We start from the raw sequence: 25,268 nt of genomic DNA, 5'->3' as shown, positions 1-25,268 counted from the left end.
TTTAACAGGCCCCATGCTATACTGAATATAGTTCATAAAAAGGAGGTTTTGTGGGATGCGGGAGTACAGATCAGTGATCATTGCCCTGATCGCAGCGGTCAGTGCAGTTGCCTGCGTGATGATCTTTACCAGTGGGCTGGTAGACTACAAGAAAAGCGCAGGAGGCAGCGGTATTACGGCCACGGGCTCGGCCAGCTGTGATTTTGAGTCGGACCTGATCGTGTGGAGAGGCAGTTTTTCCGTGCGGGGCAACACGCCCAAGGAGGCGTACAGCGTGATCAAGAAGGATGCCGGGCTGGTAAAGAAGTATCTGGAGGATAACCAGGTGTCGGAGGATGAGATGGTATTCAGTTCCATTAACATTTCCCAGAAATACACATCCAGATATGATGATGAGGGAAGGTATCTGGGAGATGAACCGGACGGATATGAACTGACCCAGACCATGACGGTATCTTCCTACGATATCGATAAGGTGGAGGCGATCTCCAGGGATATCTCCACATTGATCGAGGCAGGGGTGGAACTGGAATCCAATCAGCCGGAGTATTATTATACAAAGCTGGATGAGATGAAACTGGACCTGATTGAGAAGGCAACCGCCAATGCCAAGAAGCGGGTGGATATCATAGCATCGGGAACAGGGGGCACACCAGGGACGCTTCTCAGCGCCAATCTGGGAGTATTCCAGATCACGGCCAGGAATTCCAGTTCCGAGTCCTACAGCTATGACGGAGCCCTGGATACCAGCTCACGGCTTAAAACGGCCATGATCACGGTGCGGCTGAATTACAGCGCGCGGTAAGGAGCCAGGGATCTGAGGCGCCCTTGTCCATTGAGGGTATAGATAAGATGACAGACAAAAAGTGCTGTACCGGGTATGATTGGAAAATCATAAACGGGGCAGCACTTTTCTAATGAGACAGATTATTTTAGGAGAGCTTATCCAGTCCTGCTTTTTTCATCGCAGCAGTCAATTTATCAGGAAAATTGATCGTCATTCCTCCGTCCACCCCATAGGCGATACATTTTCCCATCCTGTTCTCATCCGTGATTCCCCATGCCCTGACAGAAAAGCCTTCTTTTTTCAGCTGCTTTACGTTATCTGCATTAAGCATATCCACATGGGGACAGACCTGAAAGCAATTTATTGCCTTGGCCTCCCCTATAACCTGGGAGGTTGGATTCCGGAACAGGTATCCAATACGTACATCTGCGTCATGTTTTCTTAAACAGACCAGGGAACTGTAATTAAATGATGTGAAAATACATTTATCCGCAGCCCCGTGGCTTTTAATGATATCCAGGGCATCTGCTTCAACCCCGTTTTCCTTTAGTTCAATGGCAAAGGTCAGTTGACGGTAGCCGAAATAGTACATGAATTCATCCAAAGTTACGATGTGATCCGGAATAAATCCCGGTCTTCCGTAGATCATCACCTTCCTCAGCTCCTGAAGCGTGTAACGGTCCACTCCACCCTGAAGACCTGATGCCTGCTCAAGGGTGGCATCATGAAAGAGAACAAGCTGTCCATCCTTTGTCCTTCTGATGTCTGTCTCGATTCCGTTTGCCCCCATTTCCAGCCCCAGATAAAATGCGGAAAGGGTGTTTTCAGGAGCATAAGCGCTGGCTCCTCTGTGCGCGTAATTTATAAACATGATCATTTACCTGCATATTCATTTAGATATTTTTCTATTTTACCATCTATTTCTGCCAAACGTCCATCCAGATCCACATCGGGTTCTGCTTCCACGGAATCTACCAGGCTCATGACCTCACTCCATACCAAAGAGTCGGCCGGATTCACTGCGGCACCGCCCAGATACGGAAGCTGTTCATTAACCACCTGGCGGTTTGGATCCTCCAGATATTTCCTGTAGGTTTCTGTATCAGTGGCACCATTGGTTACAGGTATATAGCCTGAGGTCAGACAGTTTGAGGCAACCCTCTCATCATCCAGCATAAATTCCACAAACATAGTGGCTGCTTTTTGTTTTTCAGGGGTTGTCTTAAACAGTCCAAGTCCGTTTCCGCCCATGGTAATATCCATTGTATTGACCCGGGGAAAGGATGCCAGAGCAATCTCAAATTTACCATCCACCAGTTTTTCTACTTTGGCATAGCTTGCACAGGAAGTCATGAGCATTCCGATCTTCCCATTACAGAAGTCTTCCTGAGCGGTGGAATGCTGATTTTTAGGCATGCTTCCATCCACATTGGCCATCTGGGATACTTGTTCAAAAATCTTTTTTACAGGCTCTGTATTCATCTGTGGTTTGTTGCCTGCAATAGGCGCCGTAGAGCTGTTGTACATTAACGCCATTATATACCAGGGATAATCGCTGTGAAAAGTAAACCCATAATTGCCGGTCACATCCTTGATTTCCTTTGCGGCAGAAACCACATCTTCCATGGTCTTGGGAACGGGAATGCCTGCCTGGTCAAACATGGTTTTGTTGTAATACAGCATAGGCATGCTGTTCTGGAAGGGAAGGATCACTTTTTTATCCTTGTAGGTAAAACGTTTCCAAAAGCCCGGAAGAATGTCATCCATGATATCCTTTGAAATATAATCCTCCACTGGAAGAAGATAACCGCTGTCATACATCTGAGCAAGCCCGTGACGCTGTCCCAGCTGTGCCACATCCGGAAGCTTTTTTCCTGCAATTCCCGCCATCACTTTATTTACCATATCGTCATAGCCGCCCATGTAGGTTGCGTTTACTTTGATTCCTGTCTCCCTGGTGAACTCCTCACAAAGTTCAGCAAAGCAGTCCTCCTTGGTAGACCAGAATGTGATTTCATCCGCAGGCTCAATATCTGTCCCTGAAGACAGTGATTCCTGGGTCGTCCCCTGGGGATTCTGCGGTGAACTGGTTTGAGCGTCTGCAGATTCAGCCCCACTTTTTTCCTGAACAGCAGGGGTCTGCCCGCAGCCTGTCATTATAAGGGCTGCGGCCATACTGATTACCAGGCCATACATTTTTCTTTTCATGTTCGTTCTCTCCTTTTTATTTTATTCCTGATGTAAGCATTCCTTCCACAAAATACTTTTGAAGGAAAACAAACAGCATCATTACAGGTATCAGGATCATAGTGGAAGCAGCCATGATCATGGGCCATTGGGGACCCAAATCAGGTCTGATCAGATATCGCAGACCGATCTGCAGGGTCCGGAAACGGTTCTCATCCGTTACCATATAAGGCCACATATAGTTATTCCATGAATTTAGGAATGACAGCAGTGCCACCGTTGCTATACTGCTTTTGGCATTTGGAAGAATGATATGCCAGAATACCTGGATACTGCCGCATCCGTCCAGACTGGCTGATTGGATCAGGTCATCGGGCACGGTCATAAAAATCTGGCGCATCAGGAAAATATTAAATACATTTACCAGCTGCATCATAGCCACCCCAAAAGAGGTATTTACCAGGTTCAGCTTTTGAGCCAGAAGATAATTTGAAATAATGGCTGCCTCCTCGGGCAGGATGAGCATGGCCAGCATAAGAGAAAAAAGCGTTTTTTTAAACGGAAATTGCAGTTTGGCAAAGGCATATGCCGCCATGGAGCAGAATGTGGTCTGGCAGACAACGGAAATGGCTGCCGCTTTCATGCTGTTGATGAAAAATGCTCCAAAGGGTGCTGCATTCCAGGCATCCACATAATTTTCAAATTTCCAACTGCTGGGGAAAAGGTGAAAGTTTTCAACAAACACATCCTGTTCCTCCTTAAAGGAAGCACATATCATCCACAGGAAAGGAAACAATATGACTGCAGCAAAGGAGATCAGGATTAAATGCCTTATAAAGTCATAGACCGTAAATCGTTTCTTCATAACCTGTTTTCCTCTCTTATATGTCATAATTTACATATTTCTCAAAAGCCATCTGAACAAAATTAATGATAAGGACTGTTAAAAGCATAATAACTGCCACTGCTCCACCATATCCTACCCGAAATTGCTCAAATGCCTGTACAAACATGTAGGTGAGCATATTTGTGGTAGCGGAATCCGGCCCTCCTGATGTCATGACATTGATCTGTGTAAATACTTTAAATGCCTCGATCGTCACTGTGATCACCAGCATAAAGGTAGTGGGGGAAACCAAAGGCGCTTCTATGAGCCAAAGTTTCTGCAGTCTGCTGGCGCCATCGATCTCAGCTGCCTCCTTCAACTCATCTGACACATTTAACAGTGCTCCCAAATAAACCACGGCGCAAAAACCGGTTGTTTTCCAGCAATTCATCGCAACAAGGGATGGAAGCGCCGTCTTTTTGCTGTTTAGCCACTGCAGGGGTTCAATTCCCAGGGATTTCAGCAGCGTATTCAGTGTTCCGTACTGAGGATGATATATAAAAAGGAAGACGGCTGACATGGCTACCATGGATGTTACATAGGGGGCAAAAAAGATGGTTCTGTACAGCACATTGACCGCGCTTTTTCTGGCCAAAAGGGATGCAAGGAGAAATCCCAGGGCTATGGTTAGGGGAACAAACATTAGTGCATAGCGGACTGTAACGATCACGCTGTTTCTAAAATCCTGGCTGGTGAATAGCTCCTTATAATTATTGAGACCCACAAATTTCGGATCCCCCACAACCATATTCCAGGACGTAAAGCTTAAAAGTACGTTTCTTATGACTGGAAGAAAATTAAACAAGGTCAAACAGGCAAATGCCGGAAATAAAAGCAGCCCTGCGGCGATGACATCTGATCGTTTCATGCTGATGCCTCCTTATAAATAAATTTTATAAATCCTGACGAAATTCCCTCAATCTGTGTAATGATTGTCACATTTGGAATTATAAGATGAATATTGTCAAAAATGAAATACTTGTTTATAATAGATTTATAAAATAAATTTATAAGTAAAACTTATGAAAAAAACCTGTAAAACCTTGTCCTCTTTCTTGTAAAAAGGAGTTAAAATCATGCAGCTAAAGGATATTGAGTATATACGTACCATCGCAGAGGAGGGGAGCTTTTCTGCCGCTGCCGCCAAATGCTTCATAAGCCAGCCGGCCCTCAGCCTGGCGGTAAAACGGTTGGAACAGGAGTTGGGCGTAAGCCTGTTTGAGAGAAGTACGCATTCCGTGAAATTGAGCTCTGCCGGGGAATTGTTTGTGTCAGAGGGAGAAAATATTTTAAGACTCAGCCATCAGCTGAAAGAACATATGGTAAATATTGCGCTCATGAAAAGAGGCAATATTCGGATGGGTATATCAACATTTTACAGTTCCTATTATCTGATCAAGATCCTTCCGTCCTTTTACAGGCTTTATCCGGGAATCCATATTGATATTGTGGAGGGGACTTCACTGGCTCTGGAGGAGATGGTATTAAAAGATGAGGTGGATTTTAGTTTGATCCCACTGCCTCTGCGAAGTGAAGGCTCCCTGGAATATCAGGTTTTGCAGCAGGAACAGATCCTGTTTGCTATTCCATCCTCCAGCCCTTTGCGCTCCAAACTGAAATCTTCCCTTGCCAGAGACTTCCCTTTTATTGACCTGTCTGATGCAAAGGATGAATCCTTTATCTTTTTAAAGCCGGAGCAGCGTTTTTACCGAATGGGGATGGATTTATGTAAGGCAGCCGGATTTCGGCCGAACATTCTGTATGAGCTTACCAATTGGGATGCCATCAATACTTTGATCGGGGTTGGAATGGGAGTTGGCTTTGTACCGGAATTAGTGACGGAACGAATCCATAAAAATATCCGGCAGCCTATATACTGCCGGATTCTCAACCAAACTGCCATCCGCTCCTATGCGGTGGTTTATAAAAAACATAAGGATCTTTCCCTGGAGGCAATGGACTTTATTAAATTTTTACCCCATCTTTTCCATAATTAGGATTACTTTTCCCCAAGAGGCCGTACCTTCTCCACATAGATCTTCCGAAACAGGATGGAACTGAGCACTACCGAGGTGATCTCAGCCAGGGGGATGGAGTACCATACCATGTGGAGCCCAAAGGTCCTGGCAAAAAAGTACGCCAGGGGAAGGATACATACCAGCTGCCTGGCTACGGATACCATCAGGCTGTAGACACCGTTGCCCATGGCCTGGAACACGGAACCTACGATGATGCAGTATCCGGCAAACAGGAAGCTGAGGCTGATGATGCGCAGGGCCGGGACGCCGATGGACAGCATGTCCGCGTCCGCCTGGAAGAGCATGAGCAGCTGCGGGGTCATGAGCTGGAACACGGTCAGTCCGATGAACATGATCCCCACCGCGATCCCAATGCTTAAACGCACGGTTTCCATGATACGCTTCCGGTTCCTGGCTCCATAGTTGTAGGCAATAATAGGGATCATGCCGTTGTTGAGGCCGAAGATGGGCATGAATATAAAGCTCTGAAGCTTAAAGTAAACGCCGAACACAGCCACCGCTGTCTCTGAAAAGGTGATAAGGATCTTGTTCAGGCCAAAGGTCATGACCGAACTGATGGACTGCATTATAATGGAAGGAACGCCCACCTGGTAGATGACAGATATGGTCCTTCCATGGGGACGAAAGCCCTTAAAACTGATGCGCACATCCTTATTCTTGGCGTGATTCAGGCATCCGGCCAGCACCATGGCCACGATCTGCCCAAACACGGTGGCAGCGGCAGCGCCCTGGATCCCCATCTTGGGCATACCCGCCAGACCAAAGATCAGGATGGGGTCCAGAATGATGTTGATAATGGCCCCTGTTCCCTGGGTGATCATGCAGTAGAAGGTTTGCCCCGTGGACTGGAGGATCCTCTCGAACATCATTTCCCCAAACAGGCCAAAGCTGAAAATGCAGACGATCTGCAGGTATTGAACGCCGTATTCAATGATAACGGGATTATCTGTCTGGCTTTCAAAGAACAGCCTTGCCCCAAACAGGCCAAAGACTGCAAATACCAGAAAGCTTAGAAATGCCAGAAACAGTCCGTTGGCAGCCGCCAGATTGGCATTCTTGGCATTTTTTTCGCCCAGGGAGCGGGACAGCAGGGCATTGACGCCCACGCATGTTCCAGCGGAAACCGCGATCAGCAGGTTTTGGATGGGGAACGCCATGGAGACCGCGGTGAGGGCCGCCTGATTGATCATGGAAACAAAGACACTGTCCACGATATTATACAGGGCCTGGACCAGCATGGAAATGATCATGGGCAGGGACATGGAGATCAGTAATCTGCGGACGGGCATGGTGCCCATCTTGTTTTCTTGTGACATGTAATAACATCCTTTCTCATTTGTGCATAGTGGTTATTGTAACATTATCCATATAGTAAAGTCAATGGGCGCAGGTATTATGAAGGCAGGCGGGGGATCTGCTTTTTAATGTTTGCTGAATATTGTCTGGACAGACGGTGGGATTTATGGTATATTTAAAATAGTAACGATTACTATTATTGCAAGACGGATAAGAAAGGGGTAAAGTTATGGCAATATACCGCTGCAGGTTCTGTGGTTCCATGTATGATGAAGAAAAAGAGGGGGTTCCGGTCCGTGAATTAAAGGTCTGTCCGGTTTGCAGAGTTGCCTCCGATAAGCTGGTGCCGGCCGGGGGTGTCCCCAGCGTGTCCGGGAATGAGAGCCGTCTGTCCGGGTCTGTGTCCGCCCCGGCCGCCCCCGTATCTGCTGCCCCGGCCTCGGCCGCATCCGCCCCGGCTTCCCCGGAGAAAAGGGAAGCCCTTCCCTATGATCCGGAATACGCAAGGTTAGGCACGGACAGCCGGTATATGGATGAAATCCATGAGATGGCTGTCAAGGGCAAGTCCATCATAGCTGCCATGGGCACACAGATGAGTATGCCGGGATGGGATGACATCCTGTTTTTAGGCGCCCAGTTAAATCCCATGCCGTTAGATGAGCACGCGCCGGTGAAGACGGAGACCATCATTGGCAAAAAGGCCAGGAAGCCTATGGTATTGGAGCATCCGGTCTACATTTCCCATATGTCCTTTGGCGCCCTGTCAAAGGAGACAAAGACAGCCCTGGCAATGGGCAGCGCAATGGCGCGCACTGCCATGTGTTCCGGTGAAGGGGGGATCCTCCCGCAGGAGAGGGAGGCCGCATACAAGTATATATTTGAATACGTACCAAACCTGTACAGTGTGTCGGAGGAGAACCTGCGGCGTGCAGATGCAATTGAGATTAAGATCGGACAGGGCACAAAGCCGGGAATGGGCGGTCATCTGCCCGGCAGCAAGGTGACACCGGAGATTGCGGCTGTGCGCGGCAAGCCCTTGGGCCGGGATGTGATCAGTCCCTCCCGTTTCCCGGGGATCGACTCCAAGGAAGACCTGAAGGCTCTTGTGGACAGGCTCAGGGAGGAGTCTGAAGGCAGGCCCATTGGAATTAAGATCGCGGCAGGCAGGATCGAAAAGGATCTGGAGTTCTGCGTGTATGCAGGACCGGATTTTATTACCATAGACGGCCGGGGCGGAGCCACAGGGGCCAGCCCCAAGCTGATCAGGGACTCCGCCAGCGTACCTACCATCTATGCCCTGTACCGGGCAAGAAAATATCTGGATGAGGTGGGAGCGGACATGGAACTGGTGATCACAGGCGGGCTCAGGGTGTCCTCCGACTTTGCAAAGGCTCTGGCAATGGGTGCCGATGCGGTGGCCATCGCATCAGCGGCCCTGATCGCAGCGGCCTGCCAGCAGTACCGCATCTGCGGGACCGGTATGTGCCCGGTTGGGGTGGCTACCCAGGATGAGGCTCTGCGCCGCCGCCTGCCTATGGATGCGGCAGCGCAGAGGGTGGCAAACTTTTTAAATGTCTCTCTGGAGGAGATAAAGACCTTTGCAAGGATCACGGGCCACCACAATATTCATGACATGGATGTGGATGACCTGTGCACCATCAGCAGGGAGATCTCTGAGTTCACAAATATCAGACATGCATAGAGCAGCTGGAAGCATAGACCTGTTCCAGGATTTCCACATGAAGCCGTTCATCCATGATGATACGGCGCAGGTTTTCCGTGATATTTTCATCCCGTATGTATGATATCTGGTGCTGATACTTGCTGATGGCCGCCTTCTCACTGTCGATGGCATTGCGCATCAGGGCAGGAAGTTCCCGGGGATACTGGTTGTAGCTGGGAGACCAGTAAGTCCTTTTGCATCCGTACTGGGTCCACATCCTGGGATCTTCTCCCAGCTGCAATGCTAATTTTCCAAAAATTTCCAAATGATGCATTTCCACAATGCTGATCCTGCGGAAAACATCGGCAATCTCCTTATTTGATTCCGTCATCAGATTGTTATAAACATAAAGGCTTATGGCTGACATCTCAGAATTGGCGCCGCCTACATTGTCCAGTATGACCCTGGCATAGGCCGGATTCTTTTCCTCAGCCTTTACTGGCGGGTACGGCATGTCTGAGGAAAAATGGAAATGATCCAAGGATAACATGGTGAGCTCCTTTATAATATAAAGTTTTCATAGTGTAATGTATGAAATATGACTATGGAATATACAAATTTTCTAAAAATCAAAAGTTGTAAATTTTGGTTCTTGACTTTAGCGGATGAATGTACTATTTTATTAGATAAATAATTAAAAGCAATGAAAGAGACTCTTGCCTGAGAAATGTAACAGGAAGGAAGGCGTCACCGACTGAGAGCGCCTCCGCGCAGGACTGGGCAAAGGGAACACTCCGGAGCTGATATATTGAAGCGGTTAAGGCCGGCAGTAGGTATATCCGTTGTACACGTTACGTACAAAGAGAGGGGAACTGACACCGTATGATGTGCTCTGACTGTATTAGCGTACAGGAAGGCAGGCATACAGGCCCGGATCCCAATGCGGGTGGTACCGCGGGAATATCATATGAATGAAATCCCGTCCCGGAATGCAGTTACTGTGTTCCGGGGCGTTTTTGTTGTATTGGAAAAGCCGTTTGCATTTTCCTGGAAATGTTCCGGAACCGGATGTCAAAGTATACCAAACACGTTCCGAAAGGAGAAACAACCATGGATTTTGTAAGCGGAGTTAAGGAGAAGGCTGTCCTGGGTATCCGGGATATACGAAGCGGGGATTATGACGGGAAGACGGTTCATATGAATGGCGCTGTCCACACCATACGTCAGATGGGGGAGATTTCATTCATTGTTTTGAGAAAGGCGGAAGGGCTGGTACAGTGTGTATACGAGGGAAGGGAATCAGGGTTTGATATCAGGGAACTGAAGGAGGAGAGCACGGTGGAGGTGACGGGAACGGTCCGTGGGGAGGAGAGAGCGCCCCAGGGCTTTGAGATCCGCCTGCAGGGCATCCGTGTCCTGTCCAAGCCTGCACAGCCCATGCCCATTGCCATCAGCAAATGGAAGCTGAACACTTCCCTGGAGACCAAACTGGCCCTGCGTCCCATTTCACTGAGAAATATCAGGGAGCGGGCAAAGTTTAAGATACAGGAAGGGATCGTAAGAGGATTCAGGGACTATCTGTTCAGCCAGGGCTTTACGGAGATCCATACGCCCAAAATCGTGGCCAGAGGCGCGGAGGGCGGTTCCAATGTGTTCCGTCTGGATTACTTCAATAAAAAAGCAGAGCTGGGCCAGAGTCCCCAGTTTTATAAACAGACCATGGTGGGAGTCTATGACAGGGTATTTGAGGCAGCCCCTGTGTTCCGGGCAGAAAAGCACAATACCACCCGCCATCTGAACGAATATACCAGCCTGGATTTTGAGATGGGGTATATCGATGGATTTGAGGATGTGATGGAGATGGAGACAGGTATGCTCCAGTACGTCATGGCTTTGCTGGAACAGGATTACAAAAAGGAGCTGGATCTGCTAAAGGTAACCCTGCCGGATGTGAGCCGCATCCCTGCTGTGCGCTTTGATGAGGCAAAACGGCTGGTATCTGAAGCATATAACAGGAAGATCCGCAACCCATATGACCTGGAGCCGGAGGAGGAACTGCTGATCGGCCGCTACTTTAAGGAAAAGTCAGGCAGTGATTTTGTGTTTGTGACCCACTACCCCTCCAAAAAGCGTCCCTTTTATGCCATGGATGACCCGCAGGATCCCAAGTTCACACTGAGCTTTGACCTGTTGCTGCGCGGGCTGGAGGTGACCACAGGAGGACAGAGGATCCACGACTATGACCGGATCATTGAGAAAATGACCAGGCGGGGCATGGATCCCCAGGATATCCAGTCCTATCTCATGATCTTCAAGTACGGAATGCCGCCCCACGGCGGCCTGGGAATCGGCCTGGAGCGCCTGACCATGCGGCTATTGGATGAACAGAATGTAAGGGAGACCTGCATGTTCCCAAGGGATGTGACAAGGCTGGAACCATAGGACGCGGGAGAGACATATCTGGAAAGAGACATGATCGGAATCAGAGAGGAGTATTACCATGGCAAACATTATAAGCGATGAAACCATCGAGTATGTGGGCATTCTGGCAAAGCTGGAGCTTTCCGATGAGGAAAAGGAAGCTGCCAAAAAGGATATGGGCCGCATGCTGGATTATATTGATAAACTGAATGAACTGGACACATCCGGCGTGGAACCCATGTCCCATGTGTTCCCGGTGACCAATGTGTTCCGGGAGGATGTGGTGACCAACAGGGATGAGCGTGACAGTATCCTTGCAAATGCGCCTGAGCAAAAGGATGGCGCGTTCAAGGTTCCGAAAACAGTGGAATAGGAGGGCGAAGACAATGGATATACTTGATTTAACTGCCCTGGAACTGGGGAAAAAGATACAGGCAGGGGAAGTCACTGCCATGGAGGCGGCCAGGGCTGCCTTAAAACAGATCCGCGCATGGGAGGCGTCCATCCACGCATACGTGACAGTGGATGAGGAAGGCGCACTAAAAAGGGCGGCCGCGGTACAGGCTAAGATCGAGGACGGAGCCCTTACAGGGCCGCTGGCAGGCGTGCCCATGGCCGTAAAGGATAATATGTGCACCAAAGGGCTGAGGACCACCTGCAGTTCCAATATCCTCAGAAACTTTATCCCCACCTATACGGCCCAGGCTGTCTCAAACCTGGAACAGGCGGGAGCCGTTATTCTGGGAAAGACAAATATGGATGAATTTGCCATGGGAAGCACCACGGAGACCTCTGCTTTTGGCGTTACCAGGAATCCGTGGAACACGGAACATGTGCCCGGGGGATCATCAGGCGGTTCCTGTGCGGCCGTGGCAGCAGGGGAGTGCTTCTATGCCTTAGGATCTGATACGGGCGGATCCATCCGCCAGCCCAGCTCCTTCTGCGGTGTTGCGGGGATCAAGCCCACCTACGGCACCGTGTCCCGGTACGGCCTGATCGCCTACGGTTCATCCCTGGACCAGATCGGCCCTGTTGCCAAGGATGTGGCGGACTGTGCAGCCATACTGGAGGTTCTGGCATCCCATGATACAAAAGACAGCACTTCCCTTGAACGGAAGGACTGTGATTTTACCGCCGCTCTTAAAGAGGACGTAAAGGGAATGAGAATCGGTATACCGGAACCCTATCTGGGGCAGGGCCTGGACCGTGAGGTGAAGGACGCAGTGCTCCGGGCAGCGGATGTGCTAAAGGAAAAAGGCGCTGTGGTGGAAACCTTTGACCTGCAGCTGGTGGATTACGCGATCCCGGCCTATTATGTCATCGCTTCCGCGGAGGCCAGCTCCAACCTGTCCCGTTTTGACGGGGTGAAATACGGATACCGGACCCCTGAGTATGAGGGGCTTCACAGCATGTATAAGAAGAGCCGCTCCGAAGGGTTTGGCCCGGAGGTAAAACGCCGCATCATGCTGGGGTCCTTTGTTCTCAGCTCCGGCTACTATGACGCCTACTATCTGAAGGCGCTGCGCACCAAGGCTCTGATCAAAAAGGAATTTGACCAGGCGTTTTCAAACTATGATGTGATCCTGGCCCCCGCGTCCCCGGGCACGGCGCCTCGGCTGGGTGAATCCCTTAAGGACCCGTTAAAAATGTACCTGGGGGACATCTATACCATATCCGTAAACCTGGCGGGACTCCCGGGCATCACCGTACCCTGCGGGATGGATTCAAAAGGGCTTCCCATCGGCCTTCAGCTGATCGGAGACTGCTTTAAGGAGAAGAATATCATCCGCGCAGCCTATGCCTATGAGAGCGCACACGACTTTACGGCTCCGTCCCTGACAGCGGGAGGAGCAAGGGAGGAGGGAACATTATGAGTAAACAGTATGAAACCGTCATTGGTTTGGAGGTCCATGTGGAGCTGGCCACCAAAACCAAGATCTTCTGCTCCTGTTCCACTGAATTCGGCGGCGCCCCCAACACCCACACCTGTCCGGTGTGCACCGGTATGCCGGGTTCCCTTCCCGTGCTGAACCGCCAGGTGGTGGAATATGCGCTGGCCGTGGGCCTTGCCACCAACTGTGAGATCAACCAGTACTGTAAATTTGACCGGAAGAACTACTTTTATCCGGATAATCCCCAAAACTATCAGATATCCCAGCTGTACCTGCCCATATGCCGCCACGGCTGGGTGGAGATAGAGACGCCCTCAGGGGTGGCAAAAAAGGTGGGGATCCATGAGATCCATATGGAGGAGGACGCGGGAAAGCTGATCCATGATGAGTGGGAGGACTGCTCTCTGGTGGACTACAACCGAAGCGGCGTGCCCCTGATCGAGATCGTATCAGAGCCGGATATGAGAAATGCACAGGAGGTCATTGCCTACCTTGAAAAGCTGCGCCTGATCATCCAGTACCTGGGCGCCTCCGACTGCAAATTGCAGGAGGGGTCCATGCGCGCGGATGTGAACCTGTCTGTCCGCGAAGCGGGAACCCGTGAACTGGGGACCAGGACGGAAATGAAGAACCTTAACTCCTTTAAAGCCATTGCAAGGGCCATTGAGGGGGAGAGAAAGCGTCAGATCGAGCGTTTGGAGGAGGGGAAAAGGGTCATCCAGGAGACACGCCGCTGGGATGACAACAAAGAGAGCTCCAGGGCCATGCGCTCCAAGGAGGATGCCCAGGATTACCGGTATTTTCCGGACCCGGACCTGGCGCCTGTTGTCATTAGCGATGAGTGGATCGCCCGCGTCAGGGCACAGCAGCCGGAGCTGCGCACTGAAAAGATCAGCCGTTACATGGCGGAGTACGGTCTGCCCGCATATGACGCGGATCTGATCACCAGTTCCAAGCATATGGCTGACCTGTTTGAGGAGACCGTGGCGCTGTGTAACAGGCCCAAGGAGGTGTCCAACTGGCTGATGGTGGAGGCCATGAGGCTGTTAAAGGAGCAGGGGATGGATGTAGATGACATCCGGTTCTCACCTTCCAATCTGGCAGCCCTGATCGCCATGGTGGAAGGATCAGAGATCAACAGGACCGTGGCCAAATCCGTGTTTGAGGAAATATTCATGAATGACGTGGATCCCCGGGCTTACGTGACGGAGCACGGGCTTAAGGTGGTCAATGATGAGGGCGCCTTAAAACGCGCAGTGGAGGATGTGATCGCAGCCAACCCCCAGTCCGTGGAGGACTATAAGAACGGAAAGGAAAGGGCCATGGGCTTTTTGGTGGGCCAGACCATGCGGGCCATGAAAGGCAAGGCGGACCCGGCCATGGTCAACCGGATCGTAAAAGAATTTCTTTCAGTACAATAGCTTTATAAGCGTAACTTTTATTAGTAATAAGAAAATTTTGTATTGACGGAACGCTCCAGTTGGTGTATGCTTGTGTACAATGCACGAATGTGTAAACCACTGGCTGACAGATGTGTGCCTGGTAACTACAAAACCATATGGCAAACCACCGGCAGCCGGACGAATTTTGAGGCACGGTTCAGATACGGGCCGATTAATGAAAAAAGAATATGATGGGTATCAAGGAGGATATTATGAAGCCATATGCAGAGATGACCAAAGAAGAACTTCTGGCACTGCGCAAGGAACTGAAAGCACAGTACCGCGAACTGCAGGGAAAGGACCTGAAGCTGGATATGTCCAGAGGCAAGCCCTGCGTGGAGCAGCTGGACCTTTCCATGGGTCTGATGGATGTTTTAAGCAGCAATGATGACCTGACCTGCGAAGACGGAACAGACTGCCGCAACTATGGTGTGCTCACCGGTATTGATGAGGCCAAAGAACTGATCGCGGACATGATGGAGGTGAATCCTTCCACTGTTATCCTGTATGGCAACTCCAGCCTGAACGTTATGTATGATACGGTATCACGGGCCATGACCCACGGTATCATGGGGAATACCCCCTGGTGCAAACTGGATAAGGTGAAATTCCTCTGCCCCGTTCCCGGATATGACCGGCATTTTGCTATTACAGAATATTTTGGCATTGAGATGATCAATGTGCCCATGACTCCCCAGGGCCCTGATATGGATATGGTGGAGGAGCTGGTGTCTTCCGATGACACTATTAAGGGAATCTGGTGTGTGCCCAAGTACTCCAATCCTCAGGGCTATTCCTATTCAGACGAGACTGTGCGCCGCTTTGCAAGGCTGGAGCCGGCTGCGCCTGATTTCAGGATCTTCTGGGATAATGCCTACGGCGTACACCATCTGTACGACCATGACCAGGACCATCTGATTGAAATCCTGGCAGAGTGCAAGCGGTCAGGCAACCCTGATATGGTTTATAAATTTGCTTCCACCTCCAAGATCAGCTTCCCCGGCTCGGGCATCGCGGCCCTTGCCACCTCCCACAACAACCTGGAGGATATCAAGGCACAGTTAAAGAACCAGACCATTGGCCATGACAAGGTAAACCAGCTGCGCCATGTACGCTTTTTCGGAGATATCCACGGCATGGTGGAGCACATGAGAAAGCATGCCGACATTGTGCGCCCTAAGTTCGAGGCTGTTGAGGAGATCCTGGAAAGAGAGCTGGGAGGACTGGGAATCGGACAGTGGTCACAGCCCAAGGGCGGTTACTTTATCTCCTTTGATTCCATGGACGGATGTGCCAAGGAGATTGTTGCCAGGTGTAAGAAGGCAGGCGTTGTGATGACCCCTGCAGGGGCAACCTATCCATATGGAAAGGATCCCCATGACAGCAATATCCGTATTGCTCCCACCTATCCTCCTTTAGGCGACCTGATTACCGCATCTGAGCTGTTTGCCCTGTGCGTAAAGCTGACCAGCGTGGAGAGACTTCTGAAGGGTATGGATTAAGGCATCCTTTTCAGGAAAATGATTCAAGTGTAAAATGAAAGGCTTTATCAGATAATGATAGGGAGCGGATCATTCGTGAGAACGAGTCCGCTCCCTATTGCCGTTTTGGAAGACTGTGCACCGCAGCTCCCCTATAGGCAAGGGAAAATCCTATAAGGAGGCAAAGGCCATGAGAGGCGCTGCAGGGCGGTTTAAAGGAAAATACGATCTCTTTACCATCTATTTAGTACCGGGCGCCACGGTACTGCTGGCATCCCTTGACAGCTGGACCGCCACGAACCTGTCCGTGCTGGGCAACACCTCAGGCAACAAGCTGCTCTTTGCCCTTTGGGGCTTTATCACCGGCATTTATTACTGTATCTATATCCTGTACCTGTTTCATATAGGAAGATACAGGAATATGGCAGGAAAATGCTTTGTGTACACAGCTGCGGCATTTCTGCTCACTGCTGTTATGATTCCCTATACTCCGCAGCAGTATCCAATAAAAGCCCATCTTCATGTGCTGCTGGCATTTTTATCCCCCATACTTCTGACATTGGGTATTGTTTGCTTTCTCCGTTTTTTAAGCAGCAGGGACAGACCGCGCTACCGCAGGGCCTGGAATATCATGTGGATCCTGGCGGCATGTTCCCTGGTGCTGATCCTGATGGCGGGTTTTATTACCAGCTTCCTGGAGGTGTTTTTAGTGGTGGGGCTGTGCGGATATCTGCGCTATATGGAACGTCTGCTGGTGAGCCGGGACCATGGCCGGGCCGGTTGGTAACAATGTAAAAAACAACGTGAAAAGAGGCGGAAAGGTCGAATCCCTTCCGCCTCTTTTCGGGCAGTAAAAACAAACCGTTTATATGGAGTGTATTAGAGATATCTCTAACACGTTGGGGGGCATTAGAATGTAACTTCCTCATCATAGAAGCAGCATGTAAGCAGCTTCTCCATCTGGGCCGGGGTAATGGACCTTGGGTTGGAACCTGTACATGCATCTCCCACAGCCAACTCGGCAACGGCGGGAAGCTTTTCCATAAATTCCTTCTCATCAATGATGCCGCCTTCGTAATCCCTGATACAGGTGGGGATATCCAGCTCCTTGTTCATTTCACGGATACGTGCAATGAGGGCATCGGTCAGCTCCTGGTCAGTTGTACCAGGAAGGTTGATAAATTTGGCGATCTTTGCATATCTTGCAGCGGCCTCAGGTTCTTTGGAGTTATATTTAATAACCTTTGGCAGGTACATTGCATTTGCACAACCGTGAACAATGTGGCCGCCTGAATATGCTGCACCTGTCTTGTGAGCCATGGAGTGGACGATTCCAAGCAAAGCATTGGAAAATGCCATTCCGGCAAGACACTGTGCATTGTGCATCTTATCACGGGCTTCCATATCTCCGTTATAAGAAGGTATCAGATACTCGTTAATCATCTCGATGGCATGGAGAGCTAACGGGTCCGTATACTCGCAGTTAAGGGTTGACACATATGCCTCAATGGCATGTGTCATGGCATCCATGCCTGTGTGGGCTGTCAGTTTCTTTGGCATGGTCTCAGCCAGTGCCGGGTCAACGATGGCCACATCAGGGGTGATGTTAAAGTCTGCAAGAGGATATTTGATTCCCTTGCTGTAATCAGTGATAACGGAAAATGCGGTTACTTCCGTGGCAGTACCGGATGTGGAAGGAATCGCACAGAATTTAGCCTTGGTGCGCAGGGTGGGGAAGTTAAACGGTATGATCAGATCCTCAAAGGATGTATCCGGGTACTCATAGAATGCCCACATAGCCTTGGCCGCATCAATTGGGGAACCGCCGCCCATGGCCACGATCCAGTCAGGATTAAATTCCTCCATGGCCTTTGCGCCCTTCATTACGGTTTCAACAGAAGGATCCGGTTCAACGCCTTCAAAAAGCTGAACCTCCATGCCTGCTTCCTTCAGGTAGTCCACAACCTTATCCAGAAAGCCGAAGCGTTTCATGGAACCGCCGCCAACTACTACAAATGCTTTCTTTCCGGTTAAAGTCTTTAATGCATCCAATGCATGTTCGCCGTGATATAAATCTCTGGGTAATGTAAATCTCATGATAAAACCTCCCTTTTACGAGAAATAGTGTTGTTAATTAATGTTATTTATTTAACAACTATATGATAGCATGGCGTGGCATAAATGAGTAGGTATGAAAAAGGAATACCGGTATTCCTAAAGGGACATTCCAGGTATTATCCCATGAGTAAATTGGATATTCCGTAATTTGTAATATTTGTAAAGACAAAATATCTATTCCATGGGGGAAACCTATGATATACTGAAACTACTTTGTTGCAATTAATGGAGTAGAGCAATGTTCCAACACGCTCTGGTAAAAGAGAGGAGATACATATGAGTTTTTTCATGGGAAAAAAGTTTGTGGGCTTTGGAGGAAAAGGCTCACAGAAAGGACCGCAGAAAGGACCGGAGGTGGTCTTTGACAGCGGGGAGGACGGCAACCGGAAGATGAAGCGTATGCTGCGTCCCATTAAGTTTGGTATTTTAGTGGTATTTGTGGCAATTGCGGCCCTGGATTCCTTCTATACCCTGTCTGAGAACGAGATGGCGGTGCTCACCACCTTTGGCAGGCCCTCCAGCGTTATGACCTCGGGACCTAAGTTTAAGTACCCATTTATCCAAAAGGTTTATAAGATGTCCAAGGAGATCAAAGGGATGCCCATTGGATATGACCCTGATTATAATACGGAGTATCCGGCTGACAGCGAGAACAATCCTGTCTCCCTGCCCTCTGAGTCCGAGATGATCACAAAGGATTTCAACTTTGTAAATGTGGATTTTTACATTGAGTACCAGATCGTGGATCCCATCAAGGCATATATCAACAGCGATACGGCCATTTCCATTCTAAAGAACCTGGCCCAGTCCTATATAAGGGATACGGTGGGATCCTACAGCGTGGATGAGGTGATCACCACGGGCAAGTCCGAGATACAGGCCAAGGTAAAGTCCCTCTTATCAGAACGCCTGGAGCAGGAGGACATAGGGATCGGCATTGTCAATGTGACCATACAGGATGCGGAACCGCCCACCGAGGCGGTGAACAATGCCTTTAAGGCAGTGGAGGACGCAAAGCAGGGCATGGACACCAAGATCAATGAGGCCAAGAAGTACCAGTCAGAGCAGCTTCCGGCCGCTAATGCAAAGGCGGATAAGGCTGCCAGGGACGCGGAAGCCTACAGGCAGCAGCGTATCAGTGAAGCCGAAGGCCAGGTGTCCCGCTTTAACGATATGTACGAGGAGTACGCAAAGTATCCCCTGATCACCAAGAAGAGGATGTTCTATGAGACCATGGAGGAGCTTCTGCCAACCCTGAAGGTGATCATCAATGGCTCTGACGGAACCCAGACCATGCTGCCCCTGGATTCATTTGTCAGTGAAAATCAGAACGGAGGTGCCCGGTAATGAAAACCCTAGGAAAATTTATGAGAAATATTGGGATCGTGGTGGTGATCCTGCTTGTGGCCACCATATTTAATCCGATCGTTGTGACCAGGGCCAATGAATACAGCCTGATCATCCAGTTTGGAAAGGTGGTCCGTGTGGAGGAGGCCGCAGGGCCATCCCTGAAAGTGCCTTTCCTGCAGTCTGTGCAGAAGATACCCAGGTACAAGATGATCTCCGACCTGTACCCCAGCGATGTCACCACCAAGGATAAAAAGGTGATGACCGTGGATTCCTTTGTGATCTGGGATATCAACGATCCGGTGAAATACCTCTCCTCCCTAAATGCCAGCAAGGAAAAGGCAGAGGTCAGGCTGGGGAATGTGGTCTACAACTCCATCAAGAACGTGCTGAGTTCCACCAACCAGGCGGATATCATATCAGGCAGGGACGGCGACCTGGCTAAGACCATAACTGATAATATAGGAAGCGCCATGGATTCCTACGGCATCCATATCTATGCCGTGGAGACCAAGAAGCTGGACCTGCCTGATTCCAACAAGGAATCGGTTTACCAGAGGATGATCTCTGAGCGAAACAACATTGCGGCCCAGTACACGGCGGACGGAGACTACCAGTCTTCACTGATTAAGAATGAGACGGATAAGACTGTGAAGGAAACCATAGCAAAGGCCGATGCGGAGGCTGAGAAGATCAAGGCCGAGGGCGAGGCCAAGTATATGCAGATCCTCAGCGAGGCCTACAATGATGAGTCCAAGGCGGATTTTTACAATTATGTCCGCTCCCTGGACGCCCTGAAGGCTTCCCTGAAGGGGGATAACAAGACCGTTATCCTGAATCAGGACAGTGAACTGGCAAGGATATTATCCGGGAACTGATTCAAAAATATTTATATGAAGAAACAGAGCGCATTGGCGAGGGATTGCCAATGCGCTTTTTGTTGCTTTAAATGACAGCATAAAATAAACCTGATAAGCCGGCTGAAATTATGTGCAAATAATATAAAAATGGACAAAAATATGGAACAAAATAATGCATAACTTATATACGAAAAGGTCCACATATAGAAAATACCTATTAAACATGCACGAAACCACCATTGCTTTCAATTGGATATGTATAACAATCGGCTATATAATAAAGACAACCTAAGATTGCAGTTCATCAAATATACCACCCCCTGGCATATAATGCAATCCCCGGGAGATATCTGAGCAGTGATTGTTAAAAAAATAACAAAACGTATTAAAGGAGGGTGTTATATGGCAACAGCACAAGATTACAGCTTAAGAAAGAAGGTATTTGCAGCAGCCTGGGTGGTCATTTTTGTGGCGGCAGGGATTTCGGCCTATTCCGTGTTTAAGGCATCCATCATGGAAGCCACAGGTGGGACGGACAGCCAGATATCCATTGCATATACCATACAGCAGCTGTTTGCGGCCACGCTTGGGATTTTTTCCGGCAGGGCGGTTGACAAGATCGGGCCAAGGATCGTGATATACCTGGGCGGCTTTCTTTATGGGTTTGGATGGCTTGTGGGAGGACTCACCACCTCAGTGCCCATGTTTTATCTGTTTTTCGGCGTGGTCAATGGAATTGGTTCAGGACTTATCTACAACTCCTCGGTTGCCACGGGCCTTAAGTGGTATCCGGAAAAGAAGGGGACCATGTCGGGACTGCTGCTTATGTCCGCATCCATAGGGCCTTTCCTGACTTCCAGGTTCGGGGAGATTTTGTGCAACGGATTGGGGCTTGGAGCCAAGGGCTTGTCGGTGATCGGGGCAGCCTACATTGTTCTTGTGTGGGCAGTGGGCTGGATCATGACTGTTCCGGGCAAGGACTGGGTGGCGCCTCCCATACCTGCTTCTGTCACAAACACGGAAAAGGCGGACCGGGAGTACGGACCGTTTGATATGTTAAAAACACTGCGGTTCTGGCTGATGATTGTGCTCATGTGTCTGGCCAGCATGACGGGGATCATGTTCGTGGGCGCGCTTTCAGGGATTGCCCAGGCCCAGCTGGGGGTGGGGACCGCGGCTGCCTCATGGATCGTTGGTATCAGCGCATTGGCAAACTTTGTGGGAAGAATGGGCTTTGGCCGTGTCTGCGACAGGCTGGGTGAGGCCAAGACGGTTTTGATCATCCTTGTGGTCACTATTTTGTCCCTGTTTGTTATGAGAAATGCGTTTACAATCCCTATGTTTATTGTCTGTCTTATATTTATCGGCGCTGCCTTTGGCGGAGTCCTTGTCTGTTTCCCGCCTTTTACACAAAAGGTATTTGGAATGGAAAACAGCGGGGTCAATTACGGGATCATGTTTTTGGGTTATGCGTCCGGTTCTTACTTCGGCCCCCAGATCGCGGCCAAGACAAAGATGCTGGGACCGGATGGGGCGGTGATGGCCACCTCCTATGCCAATGCCTACAGCATTGCCATTGCAGTGGGGGTTGCGGGAATTGTGGTATGCTTCCTTCTTATGTATGTAAAAGACCGGTATGCAAAGCAGGCAAAAGCCGCATAGGGAAGAACAGGAGATGGAAACAATGAAAAAAAACGAATTTTCAGGACTGACAGTGCTGGATCTGTCCCGGTACCTTCCCGGGGGATACGCCACCCAGGTCCTGGCCGACATGGGAGCGGAGGTCATCAAGGTGGAGGATACGGCGAGGGGGGATTTCTGCCGCTATGATGAGCCCGGGATCAATGGGGTGAGCTATTATTTTACAGCACTGGGCAGGAATAAGAAAAGCCTGTCCGTCAATTTGAAATCAGACGAAGGAAAGGAAATTTTTTACAGGCTGGCAAGAAAGGCTGACGTGATCCTGGAGAGCTTTAGGCCGGGGGTCACCAACCGTCTGGGGATCGGATACCAGCAGATCAGGGAGATAAAGCCGGATATCATATACTGTTCCCTGTCCGGATACGGGCAGTTTCATCCCAGCAGCCTGAAGGCCCTTCATGATATCAACATGCAGGCCCAGTCCGGATACCTGTCCCTGAACGGGGGAAAGACCAGCCCGCTGCATTTGTGCGACCTGGCCAGCGGAATGGTGGCGGCCCAGGCCATACTGGCGGCCCTTTACCAGCGCAGTGTGAGCGGCAAGGGGAATTATATCGACATTTCCATGTTTGATTCCTTTGTGTGGTGGAACAGTATGCTGGACAGCCGCTATTACTTTTACGGGCGTCAGCTGGAGGCCAAGGACCTGGAGTATCCGGCCGTGTGCTACAACATCTACGACACATCCGATGGCGGGAAGATAGCGGTCGGAATGGTGGAGGAGAAATTCTGGAAGGAATTCTGCCGCCTTACGGACGCGCCGGAGCTGGTGCCTGTCCAGATGTGCCGCAGGCATGAGGCGCCGGAAGCATTTGCCAGAATGGAAGGGATCATGGCTTCCAAAACACTGAAAGAGTGGGAGGAATGGCTGGGTGACAAGGACCTGTGCATGGCTCCGGTCCTGAACAAGGACCAGGCTGTCTCCAATATATTAAAGCAGGAAAATGGGCTTATTGAGTATCACACCTTCCCTGGTACAGGCAAGGTACTGCAGACAAATATCCCCCACAAAATGTCAAACCTTCCCCTGTCCCTGGATGAGGCGCTGCCTCCGCCGGTACTGGGAGAGCATACCCTGGACCAGCTGACAGAACTGGGATATACCGGGGAACAGGCTAAGGAACTGGCAGAAAAAGGGGTTATTAGATTATCAATAAAGGAGGAATAGATGATATGGGTAAGAATTGGTTCAGCGTTGACCCAAGGGAGCACCTTGGGGGGAAAGTAGCAATCGTAACAGGCGGAGGAACCGGAATCGGGGCAGCCTGCGCCGAGACCCTGGCGGCAGCCGGAGCAAAGATCGTTGTGGCGGCCAGGAGAAAGGAGAAGCTGGAGGGTACTGTTGCAGCCATCAGGGAGGCAGGAGGAGAGGCGGTCGCGGTGTCCGCGGATGTTACCAAGCAGGAGGATATTGACCGGATCGTGGCTGAGACCCTGAAGGCATATGGGAGGATCGACATCCTTGTATCCAATGCAGGCATGGCTCTTCCCAGGTGCCATACCTTTGATTTTACCAGGGAAGACTGGCGCAGGATCTTTGATCTTAACCTGGATGCGGGGTATTTCCTGGCACAGGCGTGCGGCAGGGAGATGGCTAAGACAGGAGGAGGACGGATCGTGTTCATGACCTCCCAGAGAGGCATTTCCGCCATGCAGAACATTGCCCCATACTGTATTACCAAGGGCGCTGTGATGGCCATGATCAAGGCGCTGGCCATTGACCTGGCTCCTTATCAGATCAATGTAAACGGCGTAGCGCCCGGCTATGTTATGACGGACATGGTATCCGGCCTGCTGGCCGATGAGGCGCGCCTTAAGAACGTGCTGGATAAGACCCCCCTGGGGAAAATGGGAACCACGGATGAGATGGCTGCTGCAGTGCTGTACTTCTGTCTGCCACAGTCATCCTACACAACAGGACAGACCGCTATTTTGGACGGAGGATGGTCCTGCCAGTAAACCGATGTTTAAAAATTGAGAGGAGATAATAATATGAGCGAAACAATGGCAGCAATTATCAAAACAGCCCCAAAACCAGGATGTATGGAGTATGTAACGGATTTTCCAAAGCCGGAGATCAAGGAAGACGAGATCCTGGTGCAGGTAAAAGCCTGCGGTATCTGCGGCACGGACCACTCCCTTTACGGATGGAACGAAGCCATTGCCAAGAACTATAACATTCAGTTCCCAGGCATATTCGGACATGAGTTTTCAGGCGTTGTGGCTGAGATCGGGCCTGCAGCCCCAAAGAACTTTAAGATCGGCGACAGGGTGGTGGTGAATCCGGTCCTGTTCTGTAACGTGTGCTCTTACTGCGCAAAGGGACAGATCAATATCTGTGATAACCGTCCGTTCTATGGAACAGACCTTCCGGGGGCGTTTGCAGAGTATGTGGCGATCCGCGGCACCAACCTGATCCCCCTTCCCGACAATGTATCCTTTGAGGAGGGCGCTCTTTTGGAAGCATTGGGCGTGGCTATCAATGCAGTGGACCGCGTCAATCCCCAGATGGGCGACTGCGCAGTTGTGCTGGGATGCGGGGCCATCGGCCTTCTGATGCTCAAAGTGCTTAAATACATAGGGGTCGAAAAGGTGATGATCACCGGACTCGGCATTGATAAAAAGCGCCTGGCCCTTGCAGAGAAAATGGGCGGGATTCCCATTAACTGTGATGAGTGCGATCCGGTGGAACGTGTAAAGGAACTGACCGGCGGACGGGGCGTACAGGTGGCTTTTGATGCGGCAGGTAACGCCCGTGCCGTGGAGCAGGGCGTACAGATGCTGGCTAAGAACGGAAAGATCGGCATTTCCGGCCTTCCAAAGGAAAAATCCACACTGGATATGACCACCATCTCCATGCGCCAGTTAAGTATCATCGGCAACAGGGCATATGAGAGAAAGACATGGTTCCAGGGACTGGATATGATGGCCAACGGACTGGATATCAAGGAGATCGGAAGCCATACCCTCCCATTCTCGGAATTTGAGAAAGCAATGAAGATGCTGGACAACAGGGAAGGCCTGAGGATCATTTTGGTTCCATAAGGATCAGGGGTATTGGGAAAGACTGCTTGTAAAAGGCCGGGAGGCACATTGCCTGTCCACGCCTCCCTGAGGGGGGCGTCCCGGCCAGATACCAGACTGGAGG

At 50.2% G+C, this 25,268-nt stretch carries 22 protein-coding genes; 15 read left to right on the top strand and 7 right to left on the bottom strand.

Annotation, left to right across the window (positions count from 1 at the left end; genetic code table 11):
* Positions 1–55: 55 nt before the first annotated feature.
* On the top strand, positions 56–805 hold the full coding sequence (locus HMPREF9469_RS08135) for an SIMPL domain-containing protein (protein WP_007860847.1): 750 nt from the start codon (positions 56–58) through the stop codon (positions 803–805).
* A gap of 127 nt (positions 806–932) precedes the next feature.
* Here the strand turns inward: HMPREF9469_RS08135 and HMPREF9469_RS30590 are convergent, their stop codons facing one another.
* From HMPREF9469_RS30590 to HMPREF9469_RS08115, 4 genes are read right to left on the bottom strand one after another with little or no spacing between them, the layout of a single operon-like run.
* Positions 933–1,658 carry a glycerophosphodiester phosphodiesterase gene (locus tag HMPREF9469_RS30590; protein ID WP_050814442.1) on the bottom strand — a complete coding sequence of 242 codons (726 nt, stop codon included), beginning with the start codon at positions 1,656–1,658 and terminating at the stop codon, positions 933–935.
* 2 nt (positions 1,659–1,660) lie between these two features.
* Positions 1,661–2,995 carry an ABC transporter substrate-binding protein gene (locus HMPREF9469_RS08125; RefSeq protein WP_007860844.1) on the bottom strand — a complete coding sequence of 445 codons (1,335 nt, stop codon included), beginning with the start codon at positions 2,993–2,995 and terminating at the stop codon, positions 1,661–1,663.
* Between the two features lie 16 nt (positions 2,996–3,011).
* Positions 3,012–3,839, bottom strand: coding sequence for a carbohydrate ABC transporter permease (locus HMPREF9469_RS08120; RefSeq protein ID WP_007860842.1), 828 nt, complete (start codon positions 3,837–3,839; stop codon positions 3,012–3,014).
* Positions 3,840–3,855: 16 nt separating this feature from the next.
* Positions 3,856–4,728, bottom strand: coding sequence for a carbohydrate ABC transporter permease (locus HMPREF9469_RS08115; protein ID WP_007860841.1), 873 nt, complete (start codon positions 4,726–4,728; stop codon positions 3,856–3,858).
* A 208-nt stretch (positions 4,729–4,936) separates the two neighbouring features.
* Here HMPREF9469_RS08115 and HMPREF9469_RS08110 point away from each other — a divergent pair, with 208 nt between their 5' ends.
* Positions 4,937–5,857: a LysR family transcriptional regulator gene (locus HMPREF9469_RS08110; protein WP_007860840.1), complete on the top strand. Its 921-nt coding sequence runs from the start codon at positions 4,937–4,939 to the stop codon at positions 5,855–5,857.
* 2 nt (positions 5,858–5,859) lie between these two features.
* Here the strand turns inward: HMPREF9469_RS08110 and HMPREF9469_RS08105 are convergent, their stop codons facing one another.
* Positions 5,860–7,215 carry an MATE family efflux transporter gene (locus HMPREF9469_RS08105; RefSeq protein WP_007860839.1) on the bottom strand — a complete coding sequence of 452 codons (1,356 nt, stop codon included), beginning with the start codon at positions 7,213–7,215 and terminating at the stop codon, positions 5,860–5,862.
* A gap of 209 nt (positions 7,216–7,424) precedes the next feature.
* On the opposite strand from HMPREF9469_RS08105, the gene HMPREF9469_RS08100 reads away from it, so the two are divergent.
* Complete coding sequence (locus HMPREF9469_RS08100; RefSeq protein ID WP_007860838.1) at positions 7,425–8,897, top strand: glutamate synthase-related protein; 1,473 nt, start codon at positions 7,425–7,427, stop codon at positions 8,895–8,897.
* Here HMPREF9469_RS08100 and HMPREF9469_RS08095 read toward each other — a convergent pair.
* Positions 8,884–9,408, bottom strand: coding sequence for a ferritin-like domain-containing protein (locus tag HMPREF9469_RS08095; protein ID WP_007860836.1), 525 nt, complete (start codon positions 9,406–9,408; stop codon positions 8,884–8,886). The two genes, HMPREF9469_RS08100 and HMPREF9469_RS08095, sit on opposite strands and share 14 nt — an antisense overlap.
* Positions 9,409–9,968: 560 nt before the next feature.
* Between HMPREF9469_RS08095 and aspS the strand changes: the two genes are divergently transcribed.
* The 6 genes from aspS to HMPREF9469_RS08060 all read left to right on the top strand — a co-directional run bounded on the left by aspS (position 9,969) and on the right by HMPREF9469_RS08060 (position 16,881).
* A complete protein-coding gene (aspS, locus tag HMPREF9469_RS08085; protein WP_007860834.1) occupies positions 9,969–11,300 on the top strand; it encodes an aspartate--tRNA(Asn) ligase in 1,332 nt (443 codons plus the stop codon).
* 58 nt (positions 11,301–11,358) lie between these two features.
* A complete protein-coding gene (gene gatC, locus HMPREF9469_RS08080) occupies positions 11,359–11,652 on the top strand; it encodes an Asp-tRNA(Asn)/Glu-tRNA(Gln) amidotransferase subunit GatC (protein ID WP_007860832.1) in 294 nt (97 codons plus the stop codon).
* Between the two features lie 13 nt (positions 11,653–11,665).
* Entirely contained in the window at positions 11,666–13,153 is a 1,488-nt protein-coding gene (gene gatA / locus HMPREF9469_RS08075) for an Asp-tRNA(Asn)/Glu-tRNA(Gln) amidotransferase subunit GatA (protein WP_007860830.1), read from the top strand.
* A complete protein-coding gene (gene gatB / locus HMPREF9469_RS08070) occupies positions 13,150–14,592 on the top strand; it encodes an Asp-tRNA(Asn)/Glu-tRNA(Gln) amidotransferase subunit GatB (RefSeq protein WP_007860829.1) in 1,443 nt (480 codons plus the stop codon). Before gatA ends, gatB begins: the two co-directional genes overlap by 4 nt.
* A 233-nt stretch (positions 14,593–14,825) precedes the next feature.
* Positions 14,826–16,115 carry an aspartate aminotransferase type Ic gene (locus HMPREF9469_RS08065; RefSeq protein ID WP_007860828.1) on the top strand — a complete coding sequence of 430 codons (1,290 nt, stop codon included), beginning with the start codon at positions 14,826–14,828 and terminating at the stop codon, positions 16,113–16,115.
* A gap of 169 nt (positions 16,116–16,284) precedes the next feature.
* Positions 16,285–16,881: a DUF998 domain-containing protein gene (locus HMPREF9469_RS08060; protein WP_007860826.1), complete on the top strand. Its 597-nt coding sequence runs from the start codon at positions 16,285–16,287 to the stop codon at positions 16,879–16,881.
* Between the two features lie 122 nt (positions 16,882–17,003).
* Here the strand turns inward: HMPREF9469_RS08060 and HMPREF9469_RS08055 are convergent, their stop codons facing one another.
* Positions 17,004–18,191 carry an iron-containing alcohol dehydrogenase gene (locus HMPREF9469_RS08055; protein ID WP_007860825.1) on the bottom strand — a complete coding sequence of 396 codons (1,188 nt, stop codon included), beginning with the start codon at positions 18,189–18,191 and terminating at the stop codon, positions 17,004–17,006.
* A 297-nt stretch (positions 18,192–18,488) separates the two neighbouring features.
* On the opposite strand from HMPREF9469_RS08055, the gene hflK reads away from it, so the two are divergent.
* The 6 genes from hflK to HMPREF9469_RS08025 all read left to right on the top strand — a co-directional run bounded on the left by hflK (position 18,489) and on the right by HMPREF9469_RS08025 (position 25,165).
* The gene (hflK, locus tag HMPREF9469_RS08050; RefSeq protein ID WP_007860824.1) at positions 18,489–19,559 is read left to right on the top strand and encodes an FtsH protease activity modulator HflK; all 1,071 of its coding nucleotides are present in this window, start codon (positions 18,489–18,491) and stop codon (positions 19,557–19,559) included.
* The gene (hflC, locus tag HMPREF9469_RS08045; protein WP_007860823.1) at positions 19,559–20,437 is read left to right on the top strand and encodes a protease modulator HflC; all 879 of its coding nucleotides are present in this window, start codon (positions 19,559–19,561) and stop codon (positions 20,435–20,437) included. The genes hflK and hflC overlap by 1 nt, the downstream gene beginning before the upstream one ends.
* Positions 20,438–20,821: 384 nt before the next feature.
* On the top strand, positions 20,822–22,081 hold the full coding sequence (locus HMPREF9469_RS08040; protein ID WP_007860822.1) for an MFS transporter: 1,260 nt from the start codon (positions 20,822–20,824) through the stop codon (positions 22,079–22,081).
* A gap of 22 nt (positions 22,082–22,103) precedes the next feature.
* On the top strand, positions 22,104–23,288 hold the full coding sequence (locus tag HMPREF9469_RS08035; RefSeq protein WP_007860821.1) for a CaiB/BaiF CoA transferase family protein: 1,185 nt from the start codon (positions 22,104–22,106) through the stop codon (positions 23,286–23,288).
* Between the two features lie 5 nt (positions 23,289–23,293).
* Entirely contained in the window at positions 23,294–24,079 is a 786-nt protein-coding gene (locus HMPREF9469_RS08030; RefSeq protein ID WP_007860820.1) for an SDR family NAD(P)-dependent oxidoreductase, read from the top strand.
* A 33-nt stretch (positions 24,080–24,112) separates the two neighbouring features.
* The gene (locus HMPREF9469_RS08025; RefSeq protein WP_007860819.1) at positions 24,113–25,165 is read left to right on the top strand and encodes a zinc-dependent alcohol dehydrogenase; all 1,053 of its coding nucleotides are present in this window, start codon (positions 24,113–24,115) and stop codon (positions 25,163–25,165) included.
* Positions 25,166–25,268: the final 103 nt, after the last annotated feature.

The sequence above is a fragment of the [Clostridium] citroniae WAL-17108 genome (genome assembly GCF_000233455.1).
Classification (GTDB): Bacteria; Bacillota; Clostridia; order Lachnospirales; family Lachnospiraceae; genus Enterocloster; species Enterocloster citroniae.
Note: the sequence above shows the minus strand (reverse complement) of the source record. Positions and strands in the feature narration are given on the sequence as shown.

Bases quoted from the DNA above. Each gene is read 5' to 3' on its own strand.
- HMPREF9469_RS08115 (WP_007860841.1), bottom strand. From the start codon at position 4,728: ATGAAACGATCAGATGTCATCGCCGCAGGGCTGCTTTTATTTCCGGCA.
- HMPREF9469_RS08125 (WP_007860844.1), bottom strand. From the start codon at position 2,995: ATGAAAAGAAAAATGTATGGCCTGGTAATCAGTATGGCCGCAGCCCTT.
- gatB (WP_007860829.1), top strand. From the start codon at position 13,150: ATGAGTAAACAGTATGAAACCGTCATTGGTTTGGAGGTCCATGTGGAG.
- aspS (WP_007860834.1), top strand. From the start codon at position 9,969: ATGGATTTTGTAAGCGGAGTTAAGGAGAAGGCTGTCCTGGGTATCCGG.
- HMPREF9469_RS08110 (WP_007860840.1), top strand. From the start codon at position 4,937: ATGCAGCTAAAGGATATTGAGTATATACGTACCATCGCAGAGGAGGGG.
- gatA (WP_007860830.1), top strand. From the start codon at position 11,666: ATGGATATACTTGATTTAACTGCCCTGGAACTGGGGAAAAAGATACAG.
- HMPREF9469_RS08035 (WP_007860821.1), top strand. From the start codon at position 22,104: ATGAAAAAAAACGAATTTTCAGGACTGACAGTGCTGGATCTGTCCCGG.
- HMPREF9469_RS08065 (WP_007860828.1), top strand. From the start codon at position 14,826: ATGAAGCCATATGCAGAGATGACCAAAGAAGAACTTCTGGCACTGCGC.
- HMPREF9469_RS08040 (WP_007860822.1), top strand. From the start codon at position 20,822: ATGGCAACAGCACAAGATTACAGCTTAAGAAAGAAGGTATTTGCAGCA.
- HMPREF9469_RS30590 (WP_050814442.1), bottom strand. From the start codon at position 1,658: ATGTTTATAAATTACGCGCACAGAGGAGCCAGCGCTTATGCTCCTGAA.
- hflC (WP_007860823.1), top strand. From the start codon at position 19,559: ATGAAAACCCTAGGAAAATTTATGAGAAATATTGGGATCGTGGTGGTG.
- HMPREF9469_RS08105 (WP_007860839.1), bottom strand. From the start codon at position 7,215: ATGTCACAAGAAAACAAGATGGGCACCATGCCCGTCCGCAGATTACTG.
- HMPREF9469_RS08025 (WP_007860819.1), top strand. From the start codon at position 24,113: ATGAGCGAAACAATGGCAGCAATTATCAAAACAGCCCCAAAACCAGGA.
- HMPREF9469_RS08060 (WP_007860826.1), top strand. From the start codon at position 16,285: ATGAGAGGCGCTGCAGGGCGGTTTAAAGGAAAATACGATCTCTTTACC.
- HMPREF9469_RS08135 (WP_007860847.1), top strand. From the start codon at position 56: ATGCGGGAGTACAGATCAGTGATCATTGCCCTGATCGCAGCGGTCAGT.
- HMPREF9469_RS08120 (WP_007860842.1), bottom strand. From the start codon at position 3,839: ATGAAGAAACGATTTACGGTCTATGACTTTATAAGGCATTTAATCCTG.
- HMPREF9469_RS08030 (WP_007860820.1), top strand. From the start codon at position 23,294: ATGGGTAAGAATTGGTTCAGCGTTGACCCAAGGGAGCACCTTGGGGGG.
- HMPREF9469_RS08095 (WP_007860836.1), bottom strand. From the start codon at position 9,408: ATGTTATCCTTGGATCATTTCCATTTTTCCTCAGACATGCCGTACCCG.
- HMPREF9469_RS08100 (WP_007860838.1), top strand. From the start codon at position 7,425: ATGGCAATATACCGCTGCAGGTTCTGTGGTTCCATGTATGATGAAGAA.
- gatC (WP_007860832.1), top strand. From the start codon at position 11,359: ATGGCAAACATTATAAGCGATGAAACCATCGAGTATGTGGGCATTCTG.
- hflK (WP_007860824.1), top strand. From the start codon at position 18,489: ATGAGTTTTTTCATGGGAAAAAAGTTTGTGGGCTTTGGAGGAAAAGGC.
- HMPREF9469_RS08055 (WP_007860825.1), bottom strand. From the start codon at position 18,191: ATGAGATTTACATTACCCAGAGATTTATATCACGGCGAACATGCATTG.